The sequence below is a fragment of the Kribbella sp. NPDC050820 genome, from assembly GCF_040653975.1.
Lineage (GTDB): Bacteria > Actinomycetota > Actinomycetes > Propionibacteriales > Kribbellaceae > Kribbella.
In genome coordinates this window covers 18108-38432 of sequence record NZ_JBFAHB010000082.1, presented here as the reverse complement: position 1 = coordinate 38432, position 20325 = coordinate 18108, and the positions used below count along the sequence as shown (strand labels likewise).

The window sequence follows — 20325 nt, the reverse complement described above, 5'->3', positions numbered from 1 at the left end:
CTCCGGTCGGCAGCCGCGGGGTGTTGCTCCTTACAAGTGCCAGAGCATCGTTTCAAGCGGCCTTGATCCCCTCTCGGTCCAGGAAGTCCAGCGCGGTGCGAGCGTCTGTCCAGCCCGAGTCGAAGACCGGAGAGCGGCCGCGGCCGGGAATCTCGACGAACTCGGTCGGAGCGGGGTTCTTCCGTTGGCGCCGGTAGGCCACCTGGCTGATCGCACGAGGCACGGTGCGGTCGTTCTCGCCGGACACGATCAGCAGCGGCCCTCGCTCGGGGTTTCGTGTCCGCCTTGGTGTGCGAGGCCGGGTTCACGTTCGCGACGGCGCTCTGGAAGATCGGCAGGCCCGGGGTGGCGACGTGATGGCTGGCATAGAGGAATCGTGCCTCCGCCTCGGGGATCGCGTTCGCGAACGCGTACCGGAACTGGTCGAAGGTCAGAGTGACCTCGCGGCCACGATTCAGCGGGTTGGCCAGCACCGGAAGGGACGATCGGATGGCCGGCAGCGGCAGCAGCCCTCGGCTGGGCGCCGGGTCGATCGCGACCGTGGCTACCTCGAGGCCGCCGCGGCCGAGGAGGGCGCCCCGACCCAGGTGCTCAACCGGGTGATCGAGGGCATTGCCGAGGACGCCCGCCGCTACCACCGTCGCGGTTGCCCGTTCATCTACGCCGCCGCCGAATAGCCCGACGCCGACGGCGAGATCCGCACCATCATCGCGCGGCACCGCACCTGGTTTCGGCAGACGCTGACCGCGGTCTGCAAGGCGGCCGGCGTCCCCAAGCCCACCCAGGCGGCGGCCGCGCTGGTGCTGCTGCGCGACGCCGCCCTCGTCGGTGTGTACCTCGACGGCGACGCAGTCACGAGCACGTTCAGCCGAACGGCGCGCCGCGGTCGGCCTCGCCTAAGCCTGCGGTCGCGACGTCGTCGTCCAACTGACCCGTCAGGGACCGACGATCGATCCACCGATGCGGGATGTAGCTGCGGCCGATCATTGCCCAGGGCAATGTTGGCTGTTCGTACTCGAGGCTGCGGAGGATGCGCCACAGGACGGGCTCGCGTAGCTGTTGTATCGGCCGGATCCGACCGGCATCACTTTCTTGACCTCTAGGTACAGAACCGGCTAGGGTCGTGATTATGGGACGGCCGAAGCAGTTCGATCCGGACATTGCGATTGATCAGGCCATGGAGCTGTTCTGGCGGAAGGGGTACGCCGCCACCACGCCGCAGGAACTCACCGAGGCCCTTGGTGTCGGCAAAGGCAGTCTCTACAACGCCTTCGGCAGCAAGCGAGCACTCTTCGAACTGGCGCTCCGTCGCTACCGCGACAGCCAGTCGCCGGCCTTGGCCGAGATACTCCACGGGCCGGGGACAGTGAAGGACCGCCTGCGCCAGGCGTTGCACTTCCTCGTCGACCTGGATCTGGCCGATCCGGACCGTCGCGGCTGCATGGTGGTGAACACCGCAACGGAACTGGCGGGCTCGGACGAGACCGCGACCGAACTTGTCCGGCAGGTCTTCAACCAGACCGAGGACGCCTTCCGCGGGCTGATCGAGGAGGGCATGCGGTCGGGAGAGATCAGTTCAGATCGTGACCCCCTCGCCGTCGGAAGCCTGTTGCTGAACACAACGATCGGACTGAGGGTCATTGGGCGAGTCACCGAGGGACCGGATCGCATGGTGCGGGTGGTCGACGCGATCATCGACGCCCTCTGACCCACGTCGGCGCCTGCGCCGAACCCTGCCCAGATTTTGTACCTGTAAGTCAAAAATTCAAACGCTGATGAAGGAGACGACATATGTACGCACGTCGCACGTTCCTGACGGGCCTGATGGCGACGGCCGCGGCGCTGACCACGTCCGCGACCGGCGCCTTGCCGGCACCCGCTGCGCCCGACGATCGGGAAGGAGGGGACGCCTCGGACGACGCTCTCTTCCCCGCCACCATCGCCCTCCCCACGGGATTCTTTCCCGAGGGCATCGCGATCGGTGGCCGCTTCGCCTACCTGTCTTCCATGGCCAACGGCAACGTTCTCAAGCTCGACCTGCGGACCGGCAAGGGCCGGGTCCTCACCCGAGGTTCTGGCACGGCCGCGATCGGCGTGGCCCTCGACAGGTTTGGCAGGCTCTTTGTCGCCGGCGGTGAGGCGGGCAGCGCAAGGGTGATCGACACGGCCAGCGGAACGGTCATCGCGTCGTACCGGCTCGGCACCGGTACGACGTTCGTCAACGACTTCGCGCTGACACCGAATGCGGTCTGGGTCACCGACTCGATGAGCCAGGTTCTCTACCGGCTGCCGATCGGACCGAGCGGCGAGTTGCCGGCGCAGTCCGACGTCGCGCGAGTACCGCTCGGCGGAGCCATCGTCTTCGAGGAAGGCTTCAACGCCAACGGCATTGTCCGGACACCCGACGGGAGCGCGTTACTCGTCGCGCAGACCAACACGGGGCAGCTCTTCAGGGTCGATCCCGCAACCGGCAGAGGGACTGAGGTCGACCTTGGTGGTGACGACCTTCTCTTCGCCGACGGAATACTGCTCGAAGGACGGACCCTGTACGTGGTGCAGAACTTCCTCAACGCCGTGGCGGTGGTGCGACTCGACAAGTCAGGCAGCAAGGGACAGATCCTCGAGCGGCGCACCGACCCGCGATTCGACATTCCGACCACGGTCGCACGCTTCGCCAATCGCCTGTACCTGCCCAACGCGCGCTTCGGCATCGCATCACCGGAGACCGCCGAATTCACCGTAGTGGCGATCCCTGGCTGATCGCCGGCCACGCAGTCGCACGACCGGCCCGAGCAGTACTCAGGCAGGTCCGGACCCGCTCCGGACCTGCCAGCGCACGGACGACGTGAACGCTCCCGATGCGACTTGCAGCTCAACGAAGCAGACCGACGGAGGCGAGATCGGCCTCGAGTTCCGCATGCTGCGCGGGAGTGAGTCCGGCAAGCGGAGCGCGAGGGTCACCGCCCGACATACCGAGGAGCCCCGCCCACGCCTTCACGAACGGGATCGGGAGGATGCGCTCCCGGAGCCACTGTCCGTGCAGCCACTTCGAACCCAACGCACGAAGCGGTTCGAGGGTGGCCGCGATCTCGGCGGCCTTGTCGTATTCCCCGGCCAGAGCCAACTCGGTGTACTCGCGCATGGGCTGCCACTCCGCCGTTTGAAAGAGGAACGGCACGGCCGACGACATGTAGACCGTCTGGCCGTGGTCACGCATGTTCTCCAGCCACACGGCCTCGTTCGCCTCGCACACCAGCATCCGGTCACCCACCCGAGCCAGGGTCTCCAGGTAGCGGGCGTGGTCGTGCCCGACCTTGATCCCGCAGACATGTTCGATGTCCGCCAACTCGTCGATGAGGTCCATCGGCATGGTGACGCCCGAGAAGCTCGTGTCGAACAACCACACGCCGATGTCGACCGACGACAGAACCTCGTGGTACCACGCGCGCATCCCCTCAGGAGAGCTGACCGGGTAGTACGGGGTCATCACGACGGCGAAGTCGGCACCCGCCTGCTCAGCGTGCCGGGTCAACTCGATGGTGTCCCGCGCGGAGTGGTGGCCCGTGTGAGCCAGGATCGGGCATTTGCCGGCAGCCGCCGCGACCACCGTCTCCACACTCCGCTTGCGCTCCTCCATCCCCAGCGACCAGAACTCCCCCATGACTCCCGTACAGAAGAGGCCGCCGGCATTCAGCCGGTCGGTGACGTGGCCGACGTCGCCGGCCAGGCCCGCTTCGTCGATCTCGCCATCGGCCGTGAACGGCGTGGTGATGGCCGCCCACAGACCGGTGAACCTCTCGCGAGCGGCCTGCTTGGCGTCAGCGCGTGCGTAATCCATCCCGTACTCCATTCAATTGGCAATCTGGCTAGTCCAATTGAGTGTGGCGCTTGCCGAGAGTCGCTGTCAATCCGACCACGCCAGCATGACACCTCGCGGCTGACTCTTGACAGCCACGCACGGCACCAGCACACTGGCAAAGCCACTTTGCCACTCGTGTTCGGCCACGGCGGCCCGGCTCCGGTCGGTCCCATGGTGAGCACCGGACCAGACGAGGACCAGACGATGTCGTTGCAAGAGTTCATCCCGACCCCGAGGTTCGACGACTATCGGGAGAAGTTCCGGGACTTCTTCCACCTGGAACGCGAGAACGGCGTGGTCGTCGCCGCTGCACACACCGCTGGAGGCCCCATCCAGTTGAGCGTCCAGAACCACCGGGCACTGGGCCAGATGCTCAAAACGCTCGGTGCCGACCCGGAGAACGAGGTCCTCATCCTCACCGGCACCGGTGAGGACTTCATGATGGACTCGGACCCCGCCGGGTTCGAACTCGAGGACGAGGACATGCCGAACTGGGCGTACGAGTACGCCTACAAGGACGGACGCATCAACGTCAGCTCACTGATCAACGATCTCGAGATCCCCACGATCGGCATTCTCAATGGATCCGGATTCCACAGCGAGATCGTGCTGATGTGTGACATCACCCTGTGCGCAGAGGACGCCACCCTCTTCGACCTGCACTACGACATCGGCTCGGTCCCCGGCGATGGTATCCACAGCTGCTTCCAAGAGCTGCTCGGTGTGAAGCGAGCGGCCTACGCGCTTCTCACCGGTCAGGCGATCACCGCTCAGCTGGCCCTGGACTGGGGCATGGTCAACGAGGTGCTGCCGAGGGACAAACTCCTCGAGCGGGCTCTCGCCATCGCCGACCACATCATGAGCCAGCCTCGGGTCACCCGGCGACTCACGACCCAGGTGGTACGGCGCCCGTGGAAGAAGCGCATCGTCGACGACCTCGACGGCGGCTTCGGCATCCAGATGTTCGGCCACGTCGCCAAGCAGAAGTCGATCCACCGTCGCGAAGCGATCTCCGAGACCGTGCGCTACGTACGTGAGGGCCGGCGGAACAACTTCGACAAGGCTGATGCGGGAGGACAGACCGATGCCTGAGGTGCACGTGTTCATGGCCGTGGGTCGTACTGACGAGCAGAAGAAGGGCATGATGCGCGACATCACCCGCGCCTTGGTGGACAACCTGGGCTGTCCGATCGACGTCGTCACCGTGCAGATCATCGAGTCGGAGTGGACCGACAAGATGAAGGGCGGCAAGACGTTTGCGGAACGGTACGCCGACAGCACGCCCGCCGGGTATCAGGCCCGCGTACACGATGCTGGGCAGTGATGACCCTCCTCCTTCCCCCAATCTCCGAATCTAGGCTGCAGGGAGCCGTTCGACATGGATAAGCTCGGTTGGCTGGGTACCGGCCGGATGGGTGCGGCCATGGCCGCGCGGCTCGTTGACGCGGGCAACGACCTGTTGGTATGGAATCGCACCGCGGCCAAGACCGCGCCTCTGGTTGCCAAAGGCGCTCGTGCCGTCGGCGAGGTGGCCGGCCTTGGTCAGGCAGACATCGTCTTCGTGATGGTGTCGACCCCGAAGGATCTCGAAGAGGTGGTCGCCGCCCTGCTCAGCGGCGATCGCCTGCCGGAAATCATCGTGGACTGTTCGACGGTCTCCATCGAGATGTCGGCCAAGATCCGGCAGCTCACGGCCGACACAGGCGTCGGCTTCCTGGCAGCCCCGATCAGCGGCAACCCCCACGTGGTCGAGCAAGGCGGCGCCTGCATCGTTGCTTCAGGCCCCGAATCCACCTTCAAGTCCGTTGCGCCGTACCTCGCGCAGATCGCCAAGGTGGTCGTCCACGCGGGCAGCGAGGAGCAGAGTCGGCTTGTCAAGCTCTGCCACAACCTCTACCTCGGGATGATGGTCCAAGCGCTCGTGGAAGTCACCGCTCTCGCCGAGAAGGGTGGCACCGACCGCGCAGCGTTCCTGGAGTTCCTCAATGGAACCGTCCTCGGGTCGGACTGGGTGCGCCAACGCACCAAGGATCTCGTGGCCCTGGACTGGACGCCGACCTTCACCACCGAGCTCCTGCGCAAGGACTTCGACCTGGGGCTGGCCGAGGCACGGTCGCTCGAGGTGCCGATGCCCATCGGCGCATCGGTCCACCAACTGATCCAGTCCGCCATCGGAATGGGGCTGCGCGACGTCGACTTCCTGTCGCTGTTCGTCCAGGAGGCCCGTGCGGCGGGCTTGGACGTGAGTGACGCCTGATGCCCGCGCACGCCAACGTCAAACGACCTTAGCCCTCTAGCTGAAGGAAGCTCGATATGTCCCAGACCACGACTACCAGCGTGGACCTGCGGCGCTTTGCGGACGCCGTCCGGCTGCGAGCGGTCCGCATGGTGGCTCCGCACGGCTTCGGCTACCTCGGCCAGGCCCTGTCCTCCGCCGAGCTGTACGCGGCCCTGTATTGCACGGCATATCGCCCGGAACGGGACCTGATCGTCTGCTCCCCGGGTCACTACATCATCGCCAACTTCGCCGCCGCGGCCGAGATCGGGCAGCTGGACGAATCGGCTCTGCTGACGTACGGCGAGGATGACTCCCCGCTCGAGGCCATCGGCACGGAGCGGTCCCCCGCCGTCGACCTCACCTGCGGATCCCTCGGCACCGGCTTGTCCGGCGGAGTCGGCTTCGCATTGTCGAACCGGCTGAGGGCTGACGACGAGGCGTACGTCTTCGTCCTCGTCAGCGACGGCGAACTCGAGGAGGGACAGACCTGGGAGGCTGCGATGTTCGCCGGCCACCACGGTTTCGACCGGCTGATCGTGCTGCTCGACGCGAACGACTCCCAGGTGGACGGCCCGGTCAGCTCCATCACGACGCTCGAACCCATGGCCGAGAAGTGGGCGAGCTTCGGTTGGGACGTCCAGGACGTCGACGGGCACGACGTGGACGCACTGTCCACGGCGCTGAGCGCGGCCATGGACAGCGACAAGCCGAGCGTCGTCATCGCGCGTACGTCGACCAGGCAAGGGCTGAGCGTCCTTCCGCCCGACGCCGACGGTCATTTCATCAAGCTCCCGCCGAGCCTTGCCGGCGAGGCGATCTCGGAATTGGAGGCCCGCCTTGCATGAGCCGCCCTACCCCACCGTGCTCAAACCCTATGGACGAGCCCTTGTCGAGGTCGCCCTCCAGCGCGAGGAGATTCTGTGTCTCTCCGGCGACTTGACCCGCCAGTGCGAGATCGACCTCTTCCAGGAGAAGCTCCCCGAGCGCTTCATCCACGCCGGCATGGCCGAGGCCAACATGATGAGCATGGCCGGTGCCTTGGCGCGTCGCGGCCACATCCCGTTCGTGCACACGTTCGGTGTCTTCGCCACCCGAAGGCCCTATGACCAGATCGTCAACTCGATCGCCTATCCGGGTCTTCCGGTGCGCATCGTCGGCTTCATGCCGGGCGTGTCAACGCCGGGAGGACCGAGCCACCAGGCGATCGAGGACGTGGCCATCATGCGCGCGATTCCAGGCATGACCGTGATCGACGTCGCCGATGCCGTGGAGATCAGTCAGGTCGTGCCGCAGGTCGTGGACGTCGCGGGCCCTGTCTACCTGCGATTGAAGCGTGGCGAGATCCCCGTCATCTTCGACGAGTCGCACTCCTTCTCGCTCGAGCGCGCGCAGGTGCTCCGTCGCGGAGACACCCTGGCGCTGATCTCGAACGGCATGATGCTGTCGACCACGCTCGCGGCGGCCCGCATCCTCGAGGGCGCCGGCGTCTCGGTCGCCGTGCTGAACGCACCGATCGTGAAGCCCTTCGACGCCCGGACCGTCCTCGATGTCGCTCGCGGTGTGCAGGCGGTGGTGACCGCGGAGAACCATTCGGTCATCGGCGGGCTCGGTTCGGCTGTCGCCGAGACGCTGGCCGAAGCCGGATTGGGCCGGCCGCTGCGACGGGTCGGCCTGCAGGACACGTTCGCCGAAGGCTCGAAGACCGGTCCGCACCTGTTCCGCAAGTACGGCCTCGGGATCCGCGACGTGGTCGCGGCCGCGTGGTCCGCACTGGGCCGGAGCGACGAACTCCCGACGGTGACCGAGGTCGCGGTCGCTCCCGGCGAGTACGCACCGGTCTGACCCACAGCAGCTTCGCACCCTGAAGAGAAAGAGAACGCATCGTGCCGCACCCGATCGATTCGCTCGTCTCGTCCGTCCCGCGTCAACTCTTCATCGGCGGCGCGTGGCGGGACAGCAGCGACGGCGCCACCGTCGACGTTGTGGACCCGGCGACGGCCAAGCCCATGGTCTCGGTCGCCTCGGCCAGTGTTGACGACGCCCTGGACGCGGTGTCCGCGGCGGAGTCAGCGCTCGCGACCTGGCGACGTACGGCGCCACGCACCCGCTCCACCATCCTGCGCAGAGCGTTCGACCTGATGGTCGAGCGAAAGGAGGAGCTGGCCCTGCTGATCAGCGCCGAGAACGGCAAGGCACTTCCCGATGCCCGCGCCGAGGTTGCGTACGCCGCGGAGTTCTTCCGGTGGTTCTCTGAGGAGGCGGTCCGGCTGAGCGGGACGCTGGCCACCGCGCCGAGCGGCGACTACCGCATCATCGTCCAGCGGGAGCCGATCGGGGTCGCCGTGCTCGTCACGCCGTGGAACTACCCGGCGGCGATGGCGACGCGCAAGATCGGACCCGCGTTGGCGGCCGGGTGCACGGTGGTGCTCAAGCCGGCCAGCGACACGCCGCTGACAGCCCTGGCACTCGCCGACCTGTTGCGTGAGGCCGGCGTACCGGATGGCGTGGTCAATGTGCTCCCCGCCCACCGTTCCGCGTCGGTGGTCGGCGCTCTGCTGTCCGCGCCGGTCGTGCGGAAGGTGTCGTTCACCGGCTCGACGGAGGTCGGCGTCAAGCTGCTGCATGCGGCCGCCGACCGAGTGCTCAGCTCGTCGATGGAGCTGGGTGGGAACGCACCCTTCCTCGTCCTCGAGGACGCGGACGTCGACCAGGCCGTCGCGGGCGCGATGGTGGCCAAGATGCGGAACGGCGGTGAGGCCTGCACGGCCGCCAACCGTTTCTACGTCCACGAGGCGGTCGCCGAGGAGTTCGGGAGCAAGTTCGCTGCTGCCATGCGGTCGCTCACCATCGGTCCCGGCTATCACGACGGGGTCGACCTCGGCCCTCTCGTCAACCTGGCCGCACAGGACAAAGTGCAGGAGTTGGTCGACGACGCAGTTCGCCGAGGCGCCGACGTACTCACCGGAGGCCAGATCCCGGACCGGGAGGGCTACTACTATCCGCCGACGGTGCTCCACAACGTTCCGGAGGAAGCCGACGTGCTGCACAACGAGATCTTCGGGCCGGTGGCGCCGATCGTGCGGTTCACCGGCATAGCAGAGGGGATCGCGGCCGCGAACCGGACCGAGTTCGGTCTCGTCTCGTACGTCTACACCACCGACCTGAGTCGGGGAATGCAGGTCGCCGAGGCTCTGGAAACCGGCATGGTCGGGCTCAACCGAGGCGTCGTGTCCGACCCCAGCGCACCGTTCGGCGGCGTGAAGCTCAGCGGACTCGGCCGCGAGGGTGGTCACGAGGGAATGCTCGAGTACACGGAGGCGAAGTACATCGCCACCGCCTGGTGATCACGACCGGAACTGGGAATGACATGGAGAACCACAAGGATCCCGCTACTCACCGGTTGTTGCTGCGCGGCGGAACCGTCTTGTCGATGGACCCGGCGGTCGGCGATTTCGCGCCGGGCGATGTCCTCATCGAGGGAACGCGCATCAAGGCGGTGGGGCCACGGATCGACCTCGACGCCCCGGCCATGGACTGCACTGGCCGGATCGTCATGCCTGGGTTCGTCAACTCCCACCACCACATGTTCCAGACCGCCCTGCGCGGCTACTGGAGTGATGCCCTCGCGGTTGACTACTTCACCCAGTCTCGCCAGGGCGAGAACGCGATCTTTCACCACTACTCCCCGGGCGACGTCTATTGGGGCCAGTACGCCGGGGCCCTCGAGCAGCTCAACGCGGGCACGACCACCGTCGTCGACACATCCCAGTGCACGTACACCCCGGAGCATACGGACGCTGCAGTCGAAGCCCTCCGCGAGTCCGGCCTGCGCTGCGTCTATGCCTACTCAGCCACTTCCGGGAGCGCGGTTCCACACCCGCAGAGCCGCCATCCCCTCGATGTGTCACGCCTACGCCAGGCGGTGTTCGGCTCCGATGACCAGCTCGTAACCCTCGCTCTCGGTACTCCGGTCAATCGGGCCAACTGGCAGCTGGCCCGGGAGCTGGACCTGCCGATCTTTTCGCACGTCAACGACGAGGCTGCCGGGCTGCAGGTGGAAGAGCTGGCCCGGCAAGGGCTGGCCGGGCCATGGAACACCTACATCCATTGCACGGGCCTCGCGTCGAGCACCTGGCAGGTCATCGCCGCGACGGACGGCAAGGCCAGTCTGTCCAACCTCGTCGAGCAGACCCTCTGCACCGGAATGCCGGGCATGCAGGCCGCGCTGGATCACGGGGTCCAACCGAGCTTCAGCACCGATGCGGTCAGCCTGGGGCCCACCGACTTCTTCACTCAGATGCGCGCTGCATACGCATTGCAAAGGAGCCGGCTTCAGGAAAAGGCAGTCCGCGGGACAGTGGATTCTCGGAGGATCAGCACTCGAGACGTCCTGAGGATGGCGACCATCGAGGGTGCGCGAGCGGCCCACCTGGACCACAGGGTCGGATCGTTGACACCCGGCAAGGAGGCTGACGTCATCGTGTTGAACGGCGGCCTCATCAACGCGGCGCCGGTCAACCAGGCGACCGGAGCTGTGGTCATGATGATGGACACCAGCAACGTCGAGTCCGTTCTCATCGGCGGTCGCCCGGTCAAGCAGGACGGCCGGTTGCTCGATGTCGACGTACCGGCGGTGGTACGGGCCGTCGAAGCCTCCGCAGAGGGGTTGATCGCGCGGTCGGGTTATCCGGACCTCCTGCTTGGCAGCTGTCGGAACTGAGGTGAAAAGTTCCCTAGCCATTTGACCAATTCGGCAGCGCTCGGCATTATCGAAAGGGACGGAGCTCACGACTGACAAGGGGCCGCGATGAGCCTGGACGGATCGAGACGGTCTGCGAAGGCCGACGACGTCGACTTCAGCGACCTGGAACCGGTGTCCGCGCCGCCGCGGCTGTCCGACACCATCGCCGGGCGGATCCGCGACTTCATCATCAATCAGGACCTGCAGGAAGGGACGCGCCTGCCCTCCGAGCGCACCTTGGCCGAGCGGTTCGGGACCAGCCGACCCACGGTGAGCCAGGCGATCCGGACGCTCTCGCTGATGGGACTCGTCGAGAGCCGGCGCGGGTCGGGCGCCTACGTACTGCGGCGACCCGACAAAGCACGCGGCTCCCACGGTCAGTCACTGCCGGCTCCGACCGCTGACAACCTCGAGCACCTGGTCGAGTTGCGCCTGTGGCTCGAGAGCCTCGGCGTCCAGGAGGCCGTCAGCCGAGGCCCGGAAGCCGACCTGAACGCAGCGCGCGGCGCCCTCGCACGTCTTCGCGACAGCGTCGGAGAGACATCTACCTGGATCGCCGCCGACACCGTCTTCCACGCGACGCTGGTCGACCTGGCCGGCAACCCGGTCCTCACCGCCCTCTACGAGCAGGTCCACACCTCGCTTCTCGAGTACGAGTACCAGCACTGGGTCGAGAGCGATCGGGTCCCGCGCTGGCTCGCACCCAACCAGGCCGAGGCCCAACTGGCCCTGCACGCGCCCATCGTGGACGCGCTGGAGCGCGCGGATTCCGAGGCCGCTCTCGCCGCCGTCCGCCGGCACAACGACGTGATGCGCGAGCACCTGCTGAGTCGCGAGGGCTGACGGCCCGCCGACCGGCGCGCCAATCGTCTGCAGAATTGGCCTTTCCACTTCTCCAAAGTCTTGACTTGCGGACACCCTCCCACCATTCTGAATTGGCATAGCCGCAAAGCCAATTCGGGATGAAGGAGCGTTCCCATGAGGACGAGAAGCTGGACCGGGGCGGGCTGCATCGCCGTCGCGACGAGTGTGCTGGCGCTGGCCGGATGCGCCGGCGCCGAGGGATCCGATCAAGCGGACGGGGACTGCAGCAACTTCAAGGTGGCGGTGGCCGACGACGACGTCCGGAGGGCAGCGCTGTACGCGATCGAGCACGACAAGATCGACGTCGCCAAGTTCCCCGGCCTCAAACTCAGCTATCTCACCTTCCCGGCGCTCATCCAGGCGACCGGCACAGACCAGTTCGACGTGATCGAGTCGTCCCTGGTCGGTGTGCCGCAGGCGCGCAGCAAGGGAGTCGATCTGAAAATCGTCGCGCTCTCGTCGGGACGCACGGCCGACGAGAACACCCCCGGGGCATCTGGCGTCTACGTGCGCGACGGCAGCGACATCAGAACCCCCGAGGATCTCGCCGGCAAAACGATCGGCGTGACCAGCTTCGGGTCGTCGTCGACCATGGTGACGCGAATCCTGTTGCGCGACGGGCACAAGCTGAACTCCGCCTTGCAGGGCGGCGACCTGAAATGGGTCGAGATGGATCCCGCCCAGCTCACCGCGGCCCTGGAGCGTGGGCAGATCGACGCCGTCAGCGACTTCAGCTTCACCGCCTACAAACTCGGTCACGACTCCCAGTTCAGGCGGATCATGACGTCAGATCCGGCGTGGCGGAAGCTCACCGGCCACAACCCGGTCTTCGCCTCCTACCAGGCGCTCGCCACCCAGACCGAGCGGAACCAGACCTGCTACAAGCAGTTCCAGGAATTGCTCGCCGCGTCGGTGGCCTACGCCCGCGACCACATCGACGAACTGGCGAACGCCATCTCTGCCAAGACCCGCCTGCCCGCCGAGTACATCACATTCCAGTGGAGCGGCGCCTACGACTACATCGGCGGCCTCGACCCGGAGTGGCTGGAGTCGGCCCAAGTCATGTGGGACAAGGCCGCTGCCGGCGGAGACATCCCCAAGGCCCTACAGATCCAGGACGAGATCATCAAATGAGCCACTCATCCCGAGCCTCGCTGCTGAACCCGTTGTCTGCACAGACCAGATCCTCGCTACGGCGAGGGCAACAGGGGCAGCCTCGCCGCGGCAGGCTGAGCTTCGCTCTAGCCAACGGAGCACCGCTACTCCTCCTGCTCGCTTGGCAACTCGCGGCCCCGCACCAGCCGGAGTACCTGCTCCCGCCACCGATGGACGTTGTCCGTGACGTCAAGGAGTTCCTGATCGGTGACCTCGCCGCCCACACGCTCACCTCGCTCATGCGCATCACGGCCGCGATGGCTCTCGCCATGGTGATGGGCGGCGCACTCATCCTCCTCACCCAGGTGGCGCCATGGCTGGACACATTGATCGGCGGCCGGTTCCTGCCCCTGCTGAACGCCGTTCCGGGCGTGGGCTGGGCCATCCTCGGAGTCATCTGGCTGGGCGTCAGCGACTCGGCCGTGGTCTTCGTGGTCACGCTGATCCTGCTGCCCTTCACCATGGTGAGTCTGCGAGAGGGGCTCAAGGCAATCGACCCGGAGCTTCGCGAGATGGGTCGCAGCTTCACCCGCAATCGACTCGCCGTCCTGCGCCGCATCGAACTGCCGCTGCTGCTGCCCCATGTCCTGGCGGCCACGCGGCTGTCCTTCTCCGTCGGATGGAAGGTCGCCATCATCGCCGAGTTCTTCGGTGCCGAGATGGGGCTCGGACTCGTGATGAACCAGGCACGGCAGAACTTCCAGACCGCGCAGGTCTTCGCCTCGATCATCACGGTGGTGATCATCGTGTATGTCGTCGAATCCTGGATTCTCGACCCACTGAGCAATTACGTGGCCAGGCGGACCGGCGCATCCACCTCCCAGAGGACGCGACCATGACCCTCAACAGTCCCGACGTCGAGCCCGCCATCGCGATCAGCGGCCTGAAGATCGCCTACGGACCAGACACGATCCTGCAGGACTTCGACCTCACAGTGATGCCTGGTGAGTTCCTCTGTGTGCTCGGAGCGTCAGGATGCGGCAAGTCCACCACGCTGCGCATCCTCGGCGACCTCATCCCGCCCACCTCGGGCGAAGTCTCCGTGCTCGGGCGCCAACCCGCCACGGCATGGCCGGACCTCGCCTACGTGTTCCAGAGTCCCCGACTGCTGCCGTGGCTGTCTGCCCGCGACAACGTCGTACTCGGCATGAAGCTGCGGGGTATGCAATCCAGGAGGAGCGAGCTCCGGGCGGTAGCCCGGGAGAAACTCGCGCTCATGGGCCTCGACCACGTGGCACTCAAGCCGGCCCACCAACTCTCCGGCGGCGAGCGGCAACGGGTGGCGATCGCCCGGGCGCTCGCGGTACAGCCACAGCTCTTGCTCATGGACGAGCCCCTGAGCGCACTCGACGTCAAGACACGCGTCAAGCTGCGTTCGGACCTCATCGAGCTCTGGCGCCAAACGGGCATGACCATCGTCTTCGTCACTCACGATGTCGAGGAAGCCGTCGTGCTCGGAACCCGTGTCGTTGTCCTGTCGTCGAGACCGGCAGCCGTCATCCACGACGTACCGCTCGACGCACAGCACCCGCGCGACCCCGGCACGCCGGAGCTCACGGATCTGCGACAGCAGCTCGCGCGTGGGCTGGATCCGACCGAGATCCGCGGAATCTGACACACATCCACTTCGCCACTGACTTGAAAGGTCGACGACAGTGCAGAGCGACCCAGCCGTGAAGACAACACCGGCCGAGTACCCAACCGAGATCCCCATGCCGGACGGATCCGGACCCGAGAGCATCGTCATCGGCGACGGCCCGTTCGCCTACGTGTCCTCATTGCAGACCGGCGCCGTGTACCGAGTGGATCTTGCGACCGGCACGTACGAGGTCTTCGCCCCGCCGGTTGGCCCCACCGCTGTCGGAATGGCGCTCGACTGGCACGGGCGCCTCTTCGTGTGCGGCGGAATCGACGGTTCCCTTTCGGTGATCGACACCTCGAGCAAGACCGTCGTTGCCCGGTACCAACTGGGCAGTGACCGATCGTTCATCAATGAGATCGTGCTCACCCCGCACGAGGCCTGGGTCACCGACTCATTCGCCCCCGTGCTGTATCGGCTCCCGTTCACCGAAGGAGGCGAACTGCCGGCCGAGGAGCAGACCCTCCGCATACCGATCACCGGCGAGCTTGTCTATCAGGAGGGCCCCACGTTCGCCGAATGCTTCAATTCGAACGGCATCGTCCGTACGCCGGACAAGCAGGCCCTCCTGATCGTTCAGACCAATACGGGAAAGATCTTCCGGGTCGAGCCGAGCACCGGCGAGGCGAGTGAGGTGGATCTCGGCGGCGAACGAGTCCTGTGGGGCGACGGAATGGTCCTCGAAGGCACCGTCCTCCACGTCGTACAGAACCTGGAGAACACGGTCTCTGTCATCGAACTCGATGCCACCGGAAGCACCGGCAAAGTCATCGAGCGCTGGACCGATCCGCGTTTCGACACACCAACCTGCATGGCCCGATTCGGTGACCGTTTCTACCTGTCCAATGCGCGATTCACCACGCCGTCCCCGGAAACGGCGGAGTTCCGACTGATCGCCGTAAAGCGCTGACACCCACCCCGGCAAGACTGAGAGATAGGACAACATGACGAACGCCCTGCGATGGAACAGTCTGCCGGCAGACGATGCCGTAGAGAGCCTCGACGACCGCGATCGGCTCCTCCTTGACGCTGTGCGGAGCTACGTGGACGAGACGGTCGTACCGGCACGCGACGAACTGGACGCGGTGATCGACCGCGACAGCTTCCCGATCTCAGTGGTCAAGCCGGGGATCGATCTGGGGCTGAAGTCCTTGGCGTTCGCCTCGGAGGACGGCGGTCGTGGGGCAAGCGCCGTCCTGCTCGGCCTGGTCGTCGAGGAGCTGGCCCGCGGTGACCTCGGAATCGCCTACTACTTCAAGCACAATTGGCGATTCTCACAGCTGGTACGGCGTCTTCCACCGGCTCTCCGCCGGGACGTAACCAAGCAGCTCAGGCAGGATCCGTGGTACCTCGGCGCGAGCGCGATCACTGAAGCGAACGTCGGCAGCGACAACCATCTACTCAGCTCGAATCCCGAGCTTGGAGTCCAGTTGGAGGCCAGACGCGACGGGGACCATTGGGTCCTCAACGGCGAGAAGGTGATGATCACCAACGCCACGATGGCCGGCATCTACTTCGTCGGAGCCCGGACGGACCCCGGCGTTCCAGCCGAGTCGGGGGTCACACTCATCGCCGTCCCCGGCGACACCGACGGCATCAGCTTCGGACCGCCGTACCGAAAGCTCGGCCAGCGCTCATCGATCCAGACCGACGTACATTTCGACAACTGCCGGGTCCCACTCGACTATGCGGTGAGCGAGGTCGGTCGAGGACTGAGCTCGACCCGCACGGGCGCGAACACGGGCTCCAACCTGGTCAACGCGTTCATGTCGATCGGTGTCGCCCGCGCAGCGTACGAAGTGGCGCTCGACTGGTGCACCAGCCGGGTTCAAGGCGGGAGCCTGATCTACCAGCATCAGCTTGTAGCTCACCAACTCGGCTCGATGCGCGTCGAACTGGACGCCGCTTTCAGCCATGCGTACTGCGTTGCCCGCGCCCTCGACAAGGTCGGGCCCCAGGAACTCGATCCCGCTGCGGCCTGGGCTGCCAACGTCTCGGCGAGCGAGATGGTCGTCCGAGTCGCCCGGGCTGCGATGGAACTGTTGGGTGGCCGCGGGATGATGGCCGGCTGGGGAACGGAGAAGCTCATCCGGGACGCACTGACTTTGCAGCACGGGTTCGGCACCAACCCACTCATGCTTTCCAACATCGGGACCCTCGACTCGGAGAGAGTCCTGGCTCGACGGCGAAGCGACGTGAGGTGACGCACAGTCGCGATCGGCGGAGGTGGGCACAAGCAACCCCGCACGTCGCGCCGCCCGCTCGGCGACGGATTGCCGACATAGTCCGCCGTACCACTAGGCGTTGAGCTTGAGGCGTGTGGTTAAGGTGCGTGTCCCTCCTCGGACACCATCTTCTGTAGAGCGCACTCTCGCAGTCACTTCCTTCGTCGCTCCGCTTCTCAACGCACCCGCTACGTCTGCTCCCACCCACGCCCCAGGCTGTCGCCCGGTACGCATGCTTGCCGGCTACCGCCGCACCAGCCGACCCGCGGCACGCGTGAACGGGACGATTGAGAGGCCCGGAGTGTGCGACCGCGCAGTTCAGCTTCGACGTGGGACGGGCACCTGCCGCACATCGAGGTCTACGGCACCGAGGGAAACGCTCCCTGGCCAACTGGCCACTGCCATCGACGGCGATCCGCACCTGCTCGCGTCCGCCCTCGCTCGCCTAGGTGTCAGGGAGCAGGCGGGGCGACCTCGAAGTGTTTTGACTGTCGAGGCGCGCTCGAGGAGATAGTCGTCGTCGGGGTAGTACTTCGCCTTCTCGGTGGGCACGAAGCCTCGGCACATCCGCGCGATCATCCGCTCAGCCCAGCTACGCAGATCAGGGAGCCGCCGACCGCGGCGCCGGCTGTGGCCAGCGCGGACACTGAGCGGCCTTGTGCGGGGACGTAGGACGATCGGCTGAGGTCGGGGCGCGCTAGCTGCGTGACGGGTCCAGCATGATCGCGATTGTGTGGTCTCCGTTCAGGGAGGCCGGTACGACGAATTCCGTGCCCGGTCTGCCGTCAAGCTCGAACGAGCGGATGACGTTGCCCTCACCGCGAAGTGTCACCGTCAGGCCGGCGTCGCGATACCGCAAGCCGCTCAGCGTGACATCGCCCCAGCCAGGCGGGAGCGACGGCGCCAAGGTGAGGCCGCGGTCGTCGAACGTCATCCCGAACAGCCCGGTGTGCATCATGTCGATAAATGCTGTCGCCGACCAGGTCTGGTCGGGCTGCGAGTCCCAGCCACGTTTCAGGACGCCCGTCGCACCCTGGTAGCCGCCTTCGACGGCCCCGGTGTTCCCGTCGTAGATCTCCCAGAACCCGCCGCTGTTCCGGACCAGTTTCGCGAGCAGCCAGGTCTCCGTCGCGAACCCCTCTACATCGCCGTGCTTGGCCAGGCCCTTCGCCCAGAGTCCTTGCACCAGCGGCCAGACGATCGCGTTGTGCCGTCCAGGCTCGGCGTTGGAGTACCTGTCCCAGTGCGGATACGTGTCGGGCATCCCCCACGTCATCCGCTGCGCATTCGAGATCAGGGAACTGGCTTGCGCGGCGTCGGCGATTCCGAAGATCAGGGTGAACGCCAGCCCCGTACCTTCCTGGTACGCGCCCGGAGTCCCGTCGGCCGTGAGCTCGTAGTCGTAGCTTCCGGTCCGTGGATTCCAGAAGTGTTGGTTGATGGCCTGCTTGATCGCCGCCGCCTTGGCGCGGTGGCCGTCGGCCGGCCGGCCGAGTGTGTCTGCCATCGAGGTCGCGCAGGTGTAGGCCGCGTAGTACAGCGCGTTGGTGCTGAGGTACATGGCCGAAACGATATCCGGGTACGACGTACTCTCGCTCCCCCGCGACTCGCCCCCGTACGCCGTCGGCGCCGGGAATCCGGACACGCCGTCGTTGAAGAACGACGGGCCGGTGAACAGGCCGTAGTGCGCATCGGGGCCGAAGACCGCGGCTTGCTCGCGGAGGGCGAGGGTGTTTGTGACGACGTCGAACGCACTCTGCAGGAAGTCCCGGTCGCCGGTCACCAGATAGTGGTGCCAAGCGCCGACGGTCCACACCACCTGATCCCACTGCTGGCTGTCCTGCTGCAGCCTGAGCTTGCCTCCGGCATCCTTCTCGACCACCGCCCACAGCGTGTTCGCGGCCAAGGCCGGCGCCAGCAGACTGGTGGCGTTCCAGCTGTTGATCGTCGCGTCCCGGGTCCAGGGCTGCTCGTAACCACCACCAGCGCGGACCATGCCGACCGCTGGATTCATCAGCCCGCTCCTGGCGTGAATCTCGCCGAACGGAACGGTGTTGGTTCCCAGCAGGTTCTCGAGCGCCGCCTCGTATGTCGCCCCGTACAGCGCCTGGCTCTCCGGATCCTCGAACCGCAGCGCCGGCCGCGAGTCTGTCGTGGTCATCAGCTCATTCCATCAGACCCGCCGACCAAGGCACCAACTTGTACACACTGTCCCCAAGGGATGGACCTCGACATCGACCGGATCCCAGCCGGCGTCCAGTGCCTTTCGCGCCGCAAGTCGTTCCAGCCCTCGCAGCGGATGTTGCCTATGGCCGACACCGGAAAGGACCGACGAGAGGTACGAGCTGTGGCTCGACGGCGATCTCGTCGGCCGCGGCCCGTCGCGGGGAGAGGTCGGCCACGGTCCTTCGAGAGCTACCGCCTGCGGTTGCCGGCCGGCGGGCACTGGCTTGCCGCCCGCGTGAAAAGGCGATGGGTGTGGCTGTGGGGCCAGGCACGTCTATGACGGCCGTACGATCTCCTGGGGTTGGCAGACCGGCGCGGACCGCCTCGACTGGCCGGCCGCCGCGGCCGGCGATCTCGGGCGTGGGCGCGACAGTGCTCGTCCGAGCGAAGGGCTGCGGTTGCTCGTACCGGCTCGCTTGCCTGCCCCCGGGCAGCGATGGGCAGCGGGTGCGCGGGTCCGCCACGTCGCGGACCATCCGGCAGGCGAGCCGACGCGTCACCGCGTGGTGCATCCGGCGGACCACCTGGACGGTGAGGCCGGCAAGTGGCAGAGGTTGCTCGGCGGTACTGCGTTGGTGCTGCCGGCTGGGACCTGCCGACGGGTGTTGATCGACCTCGACCAGTACGTCTGCGCGTACCCCGTCCTCGACCTCGAAGGGGGACGCGATGCCGAAGTACGGGTGCATTGGCAGGAGTCGCTGTACGAGACGGACCCCGAAGCAGGTAAGGGACATCGCGACGTTGTCGCAGGCAAGCTGTTCGGCCGCCCGGGGCTCGAGGAAGATGGCATCGGCGACCTCTTCATCGCTGGCGGCGGTGAAGAGCAGCACAGCACACTGTGGTGGCAGTCCGGCCGCTACGTCGAGGTTCTCCTCACCACAGCGGCCGAACCGTTCCGGACGCTGCAGGCGTGCAGCCACAAGACGACCATGGACTGCCCCTACTACGAGCAGCGTCAATGCGCTGGCGACACCCGCCTGCAGTGCCTGGTCGCGTACGCCACCACTGGCGACGACGCTCTCGCCCGGCAGGCTCTGCGCGCTTTCGCTCGCAGCCAGGAAGCCACCGGGCTGGTCGCGTCCCGGATGCCATCCCGCCAGGCGTCGCCTATCCCACCGTTCACGCTGTGGTGGGTCGCGATTGTGCACGACTTCGCCCTGTGGCGCGGCGATCGGGCGTTCGTCGCCGAGCTGATGCCGGGAGTCCGCGCAGCGCGGCGACCTCACCTGACCAAGCCGGGTGTCGCGGCCGGTGACAGCGTGATGGCGGGTTATCGCTTCAATGCGAACCAGCGCAAAGCCCCAGCTCAGCACAGTAGTCGTTACCCTCGGCACACAT

19 protein-coding genes and 1 pseudogene are annotated in these 20325 nt (G+C 66.4%); 17 read left to right on the top strand and 3 right to left on the bottom strand.

The window, feature by feature from the left end; genetic code table 11:
* Positions 1-52: 52 nt before the first annotated feature.
* Positions 53-247 (bottom strand): hypothetical protein, encoded by a 195-nt coding sequence (locus AB0H36_RS40950; RefSeq protein ID WP_360536213.1) that lies wholly within the window; start codon positions 245-247, stop codon positions 53-55.
* Between the two features lie 109 nt (positions 248-356).
* Here AB0H36_RS40950 and AB0H36_RS40945 point away from each other — a divergent pair, with 109 nt between their 5' ends.
* From AB0H36_RS40945 to AB0H36_RS40935, 3 genes are all read left to right on the top strand, one after another.
* Positions 357-677: a hypothetical protein gene (locus AB0H36_RS40945; RefSeq protein ID WP_360536211.1), complete on the top strand. Its 321-nt coding sequence runs from the start codon at positions 357-359 to the stop codon at positions 675-677.
* 452 nt (positions 678-1129) lie between these two features.
* Positions 1130-1708, top strand: a complete 579-nt coding sequence (locus AB0H36_RS40940; protein ID WP_360536209.1) for a TetR/AcrR family transcriptional regulator — start codon at positions 1130-1132, stop codon at positions 1706-1708.
* A 116-nt stretch (positions 1709-1824) separates the two neighbouring features.
* Positions 1825-2760 (top strand): superoxide dismutase, encoded by a 936-nt coding sequence (locus AB0H36_RS40935; RefSeq protein WP_360536207.1) that lies wholly within the window; start codon positions 1825-1827, stop codon positions 2758-2760.
* A gap of 112 nt (positions 2761-2872) precedes the next feature.
* Here the strand turns inward: AB0H36_RS40935 and AB0H36_RS40930 are convergent, their stop codons facing one another.
* Positions 2873-3838, bottom strand: coding sequence for a dihydrodipicolinate synthase family protein (locus AB0H36_RS40930; RefSeq protein WP_360536205.1), 966 nt, complete (start codon positions 3836-3838; stop codon positions 2873-2875).
* Between the two features lie 225 nt (positions 3839-4063).
* Between AB0H36_RS40930 and AB0H36_RS40925 the strand changes: the two genes are divergently transcribed.
* The 13 genes from AB0H36_RS40925 to AB0H36_RS40865 all read left to right on the top strand — a co-directional run bounded on the left by AB0H36_RS40925 (position 4064) and on the right by AB0H36_RS40865 (position 16740).
* Positions 4064-4951 (top strand): enoyl-CoA hydratase/isomerase family protein, encoded by an 888-nt coding sequence (locus tag AB0H36_RS40925; RefSeq protein ID WP_360536203.1) that lies wholly within the window; start codon positions 4064-4066, stop codon positions 4949-4951.
* Positions 4944-5183, top strand: a complete 240-nt coding sequence (locus tag AB0H36_RS40920) for a tautomerase family protein (protein ID WP_360536201.1) — start codon at positions 4944-4946, stop codon at positions 5181-5183. The genes AB0H36_RS40925 and AB0H36_RS40920 overlap by 8 nt, the downstream gene beginning before the upstream one ends.
* A 54-nt stretch (positions 5184-5237) precedes the next feature.
* A complete protein-coding gene (locus AB0H36_RS40915; protein ID WP_360536199.1) occupies positions 5238-6116 on the top strand; it encodes an NAD(P)-dependent oxidoreductase in 879 nt (292 codons plus the stop codon).
* 56 nt (positions 6117-6172) lie between these two features.
* A complete protein-coding gene (locus AB0H36_RS40910; RefSeq protein WP_360536198.1) occupies positions 6173-6982 on the top strand; it encodes a 1-deoxy-D-xylulose-5-phosphate synthase N-terminal domain-containing protein in 810 nt (269 codons plus the stop codon).
* Complete coding sequence (locus tag AB0H36_RS40905; protein WP_360536197.1) at positions 6975-7979, top strand: transketolase C-terminal domain-containing protein; 1005 nt, start codon at positions 6975-6977, stop codon at positions 7977-7979. The genes AB0H36_RS40910 and AB0H36_RS40905 overlap by 8 nt, the downstream gene beginning before the upstream one ends.
* A gap of 41 nt (positions 7980-8020) precedes the next feature.
* Entirely contained in the window at positions 8021-9481 is a 1461-nt protein-coding gene (locus AB0H36_RS40900) for an NAD-dependent succinate-semialdehyde dehydrogenase (protein WP_360536195.1), read from the top strand.
* The gene (locus tag AB0H36_RS40895) at positions 9478-10857 is read left to right on the top strand and encodes an amidohydrolase family protein (protein ID WP_360536193.1); all 1380 of its coding nucleotides are present in this window, start codon (positions 9478-9480) and stop codon (positions 10855-10857) included. Before AB0H36_RS40900 ends, AB0H36_RS40895 begins: the two co-directional genes overlap by 4 nt.
* A gap of 87 nt (positions 10858-10944) precedes the next feature.
* The gene (locus AB0H36_RS40890; RefSeq protein ID WP_360536191.1) at positions 10945-11721 is read left to right on the top strand and encodes a FadR/GntR family transcriptional regulator; all 777 of its coding nucleotides are present in this window, start codon (positions 10945-10947) and stop codon (positions 11719-11721) included.
* 135 nt (positions 11722-11856) lie between these two features.
* Positions 11857-12876: an ABC transporter substrate-binding protein gene (locus tag AB0H36_RS40885; protein WP_360536189.1), complete on the top strand. Its 1020-nt coding sequence runs from the start codon at positions 11857-11859 to the stop codon at positions 12874-12876.
* Between the two features lie 260 nt (positions 12877-13136).
* Entirely contained in the window at positions 13137-13736 is a 600-nt protein-coding gene (locus AB0H36_RS40880) for an ABC transporter permease subunit (protein ID WP_360536187.1), read from the top strand.
* The gene (locus tag AB0H36_RS40875; RefSeq protein WP_360536185.1) at positions 13733-14512 is read left to right on the top strand and encodes an ABC transporter ATP-binding protein; all 780 of its coding nucleotides are present in this window, start codon (positions 13733-13735) and stop codon (positions 14510-14512) included. The genes AB0H36_RS40880 and AB0H36_RS40875 overlap by 4 nt, the downstream gene beginning before the upstream one ends.
* Positions 14513-14570: 58 nt before the next feature.
* Positions 14571-15446: a superoxide dismutase gene (locus AB0H36_RS40870; RefSeq protein WP_360536183.1), complete on the top strand. Its 876-nt coding sequence runs from the start codon at positions 14571-14573 to the stop codon at positions 15444-15446.
* A 34-nt stretch (positions 15447-15480) separates the two neighbouring features.
* Entirely contained in the window at positions 15481-16740 is a 1260-nt protein-coding gene (locus AB0H36_RS40865) for an acyl-CoA dehydrogenase family protein (RefSeq protein ID WP_360536181.1), read from the top strand.
* Between the two features lie 718 nt (positions 16741-17458).
* On the opposite strand, the gene AB0H36_RS40860 is transcribed toward AB0H36_RS40865, so the two are convergent.
* Positions 17459-18922 carry a glycosyl hydrolase family 65 protein gene (locus AB0H36_RS40860; RefSeq protein WP_360536179.1) on the bottom strand — a complete coding sequence of 488 codons (1464 nt, stop codon included), beginning with the start codon at positions 18920-18922 and terminating at the stop codon, positions 17459-17461.
* Positions 18923-19490: 568 nt separating this feature from the next.
* Between AB0H36_RS40860 and AB0H36_RS40855 the strand changes: the two are divergent.
* Positions 19491-20159, top strand: a pseudogene (locus AB0H36_RS40855) (hypothetical protein); the annotation flags it as partial.
* Positions 20160-20325 lie beyond the last annotated feature (166 nt).

Excerpts from the sequence above, each read along its gene's own strand:
- AB0H36_RS40890 (WP_360536191.1), top strand. The coding sequence starts at position 10,945 with ATGAGCCTGGACGGATCGAGACGGTCTGCGAAGGCCGACGACGTCGAC.
- AB0H36_RS40885 (WP_360536189.1), top strand. The coding sequence starts at position 11,857 with ATGAGGACGAGAAGCTGGACCGGGGCGGGCTGCATCGCCGTCGCGACG.
- AB0H36_RS40865 (WP_360536181.1), top strand. The coding sequence starts at position 15,481 with ATGACGAACGCCCTGCGATGGAACAGTCTGCCGGCAGACGATGCCGTA.
- AB0H36_RS40925 (WP_360536203.1), top strand. The coding sequence starts at position 4,064 with ATGTCGTTGCAAGAGTTCATCCCGACCCCGAGGTTCGACGACTATCGG.
- AB0H36_RS40880 (WP_360536187.1), top strand. The coding sequence starts at position 13,137 with ATGCGCATCACGGCCGCGATGGCTCTCGCCATGGTGATGGGCGGCGCA.
- AB0H36_RS40935 (WP_360536207.1), top strand. The coding sequence starts at position 1,825 with ATGGCGACGGCCGCGGCGCTGACCACGTCCGCGACCGGCGCCTTGCCG.
- AB0H36_RS40945 (WP_360536211.1), top strand. The coding sequence starts at position 357 with ATGGCTGGCATAGAGGAATCGTGCCTCCGCCTCGGGGATCGCGTTCGC.
- AB0H36_RS40915 (WP_360536199.1), top strand. The coding sequence starts at position 5,238 with ATGGATAAGCTCGGTTGGCTGGGTACCGGCCGGATGGGTGCGGCCATG.
- AB0H36_RS40920 (WP_360536201.1), top strand. The coding sequence starts at position 4,944 with ATGCCTGAGGTGCACGTGTTCATGGCCGTGGGTCGTACTGACGAGCAG.
- AB0H36_RS40910 (WP_360536198.1), top strand. The coding sequence starts at position 6,173 with ATGTCCCAGACCACGACTACCAGCGTGGACCTGCGGCGCTTTGCGGAC.
- AB0H36_RS40940 (WP_360536209.1), top strand. The coding sequence starts at position 1,130 with ATGGGACGGCCGAAGCAGTTCGATCCGGACATTGCGATTGATCAGGCC.
- AB0H36_RS40860 (WP_360536179.1), bottom strand. The coding sequence starts at position 18,922 with ATGACCACGACAGACTCGCGGCCGGCGCTGCGGTTCGAGGATCCGGAG.
- AB0H36_RS40930 (WP_360536205.1), bottom strand. The coding sequence starts at position 3,838 with ATGGATTACGCACGCGCTGACGCCAAGCAGGCCGCTCGCGAGAGGTTC.
- AB0H36_RS40875 (WP_360536185.1), top strand. The coding sequence starts at position 13,733 with ATGACCCTCAACAGTCCCGACGTCGAGCCCGCCATCGCGATCAGCGGC.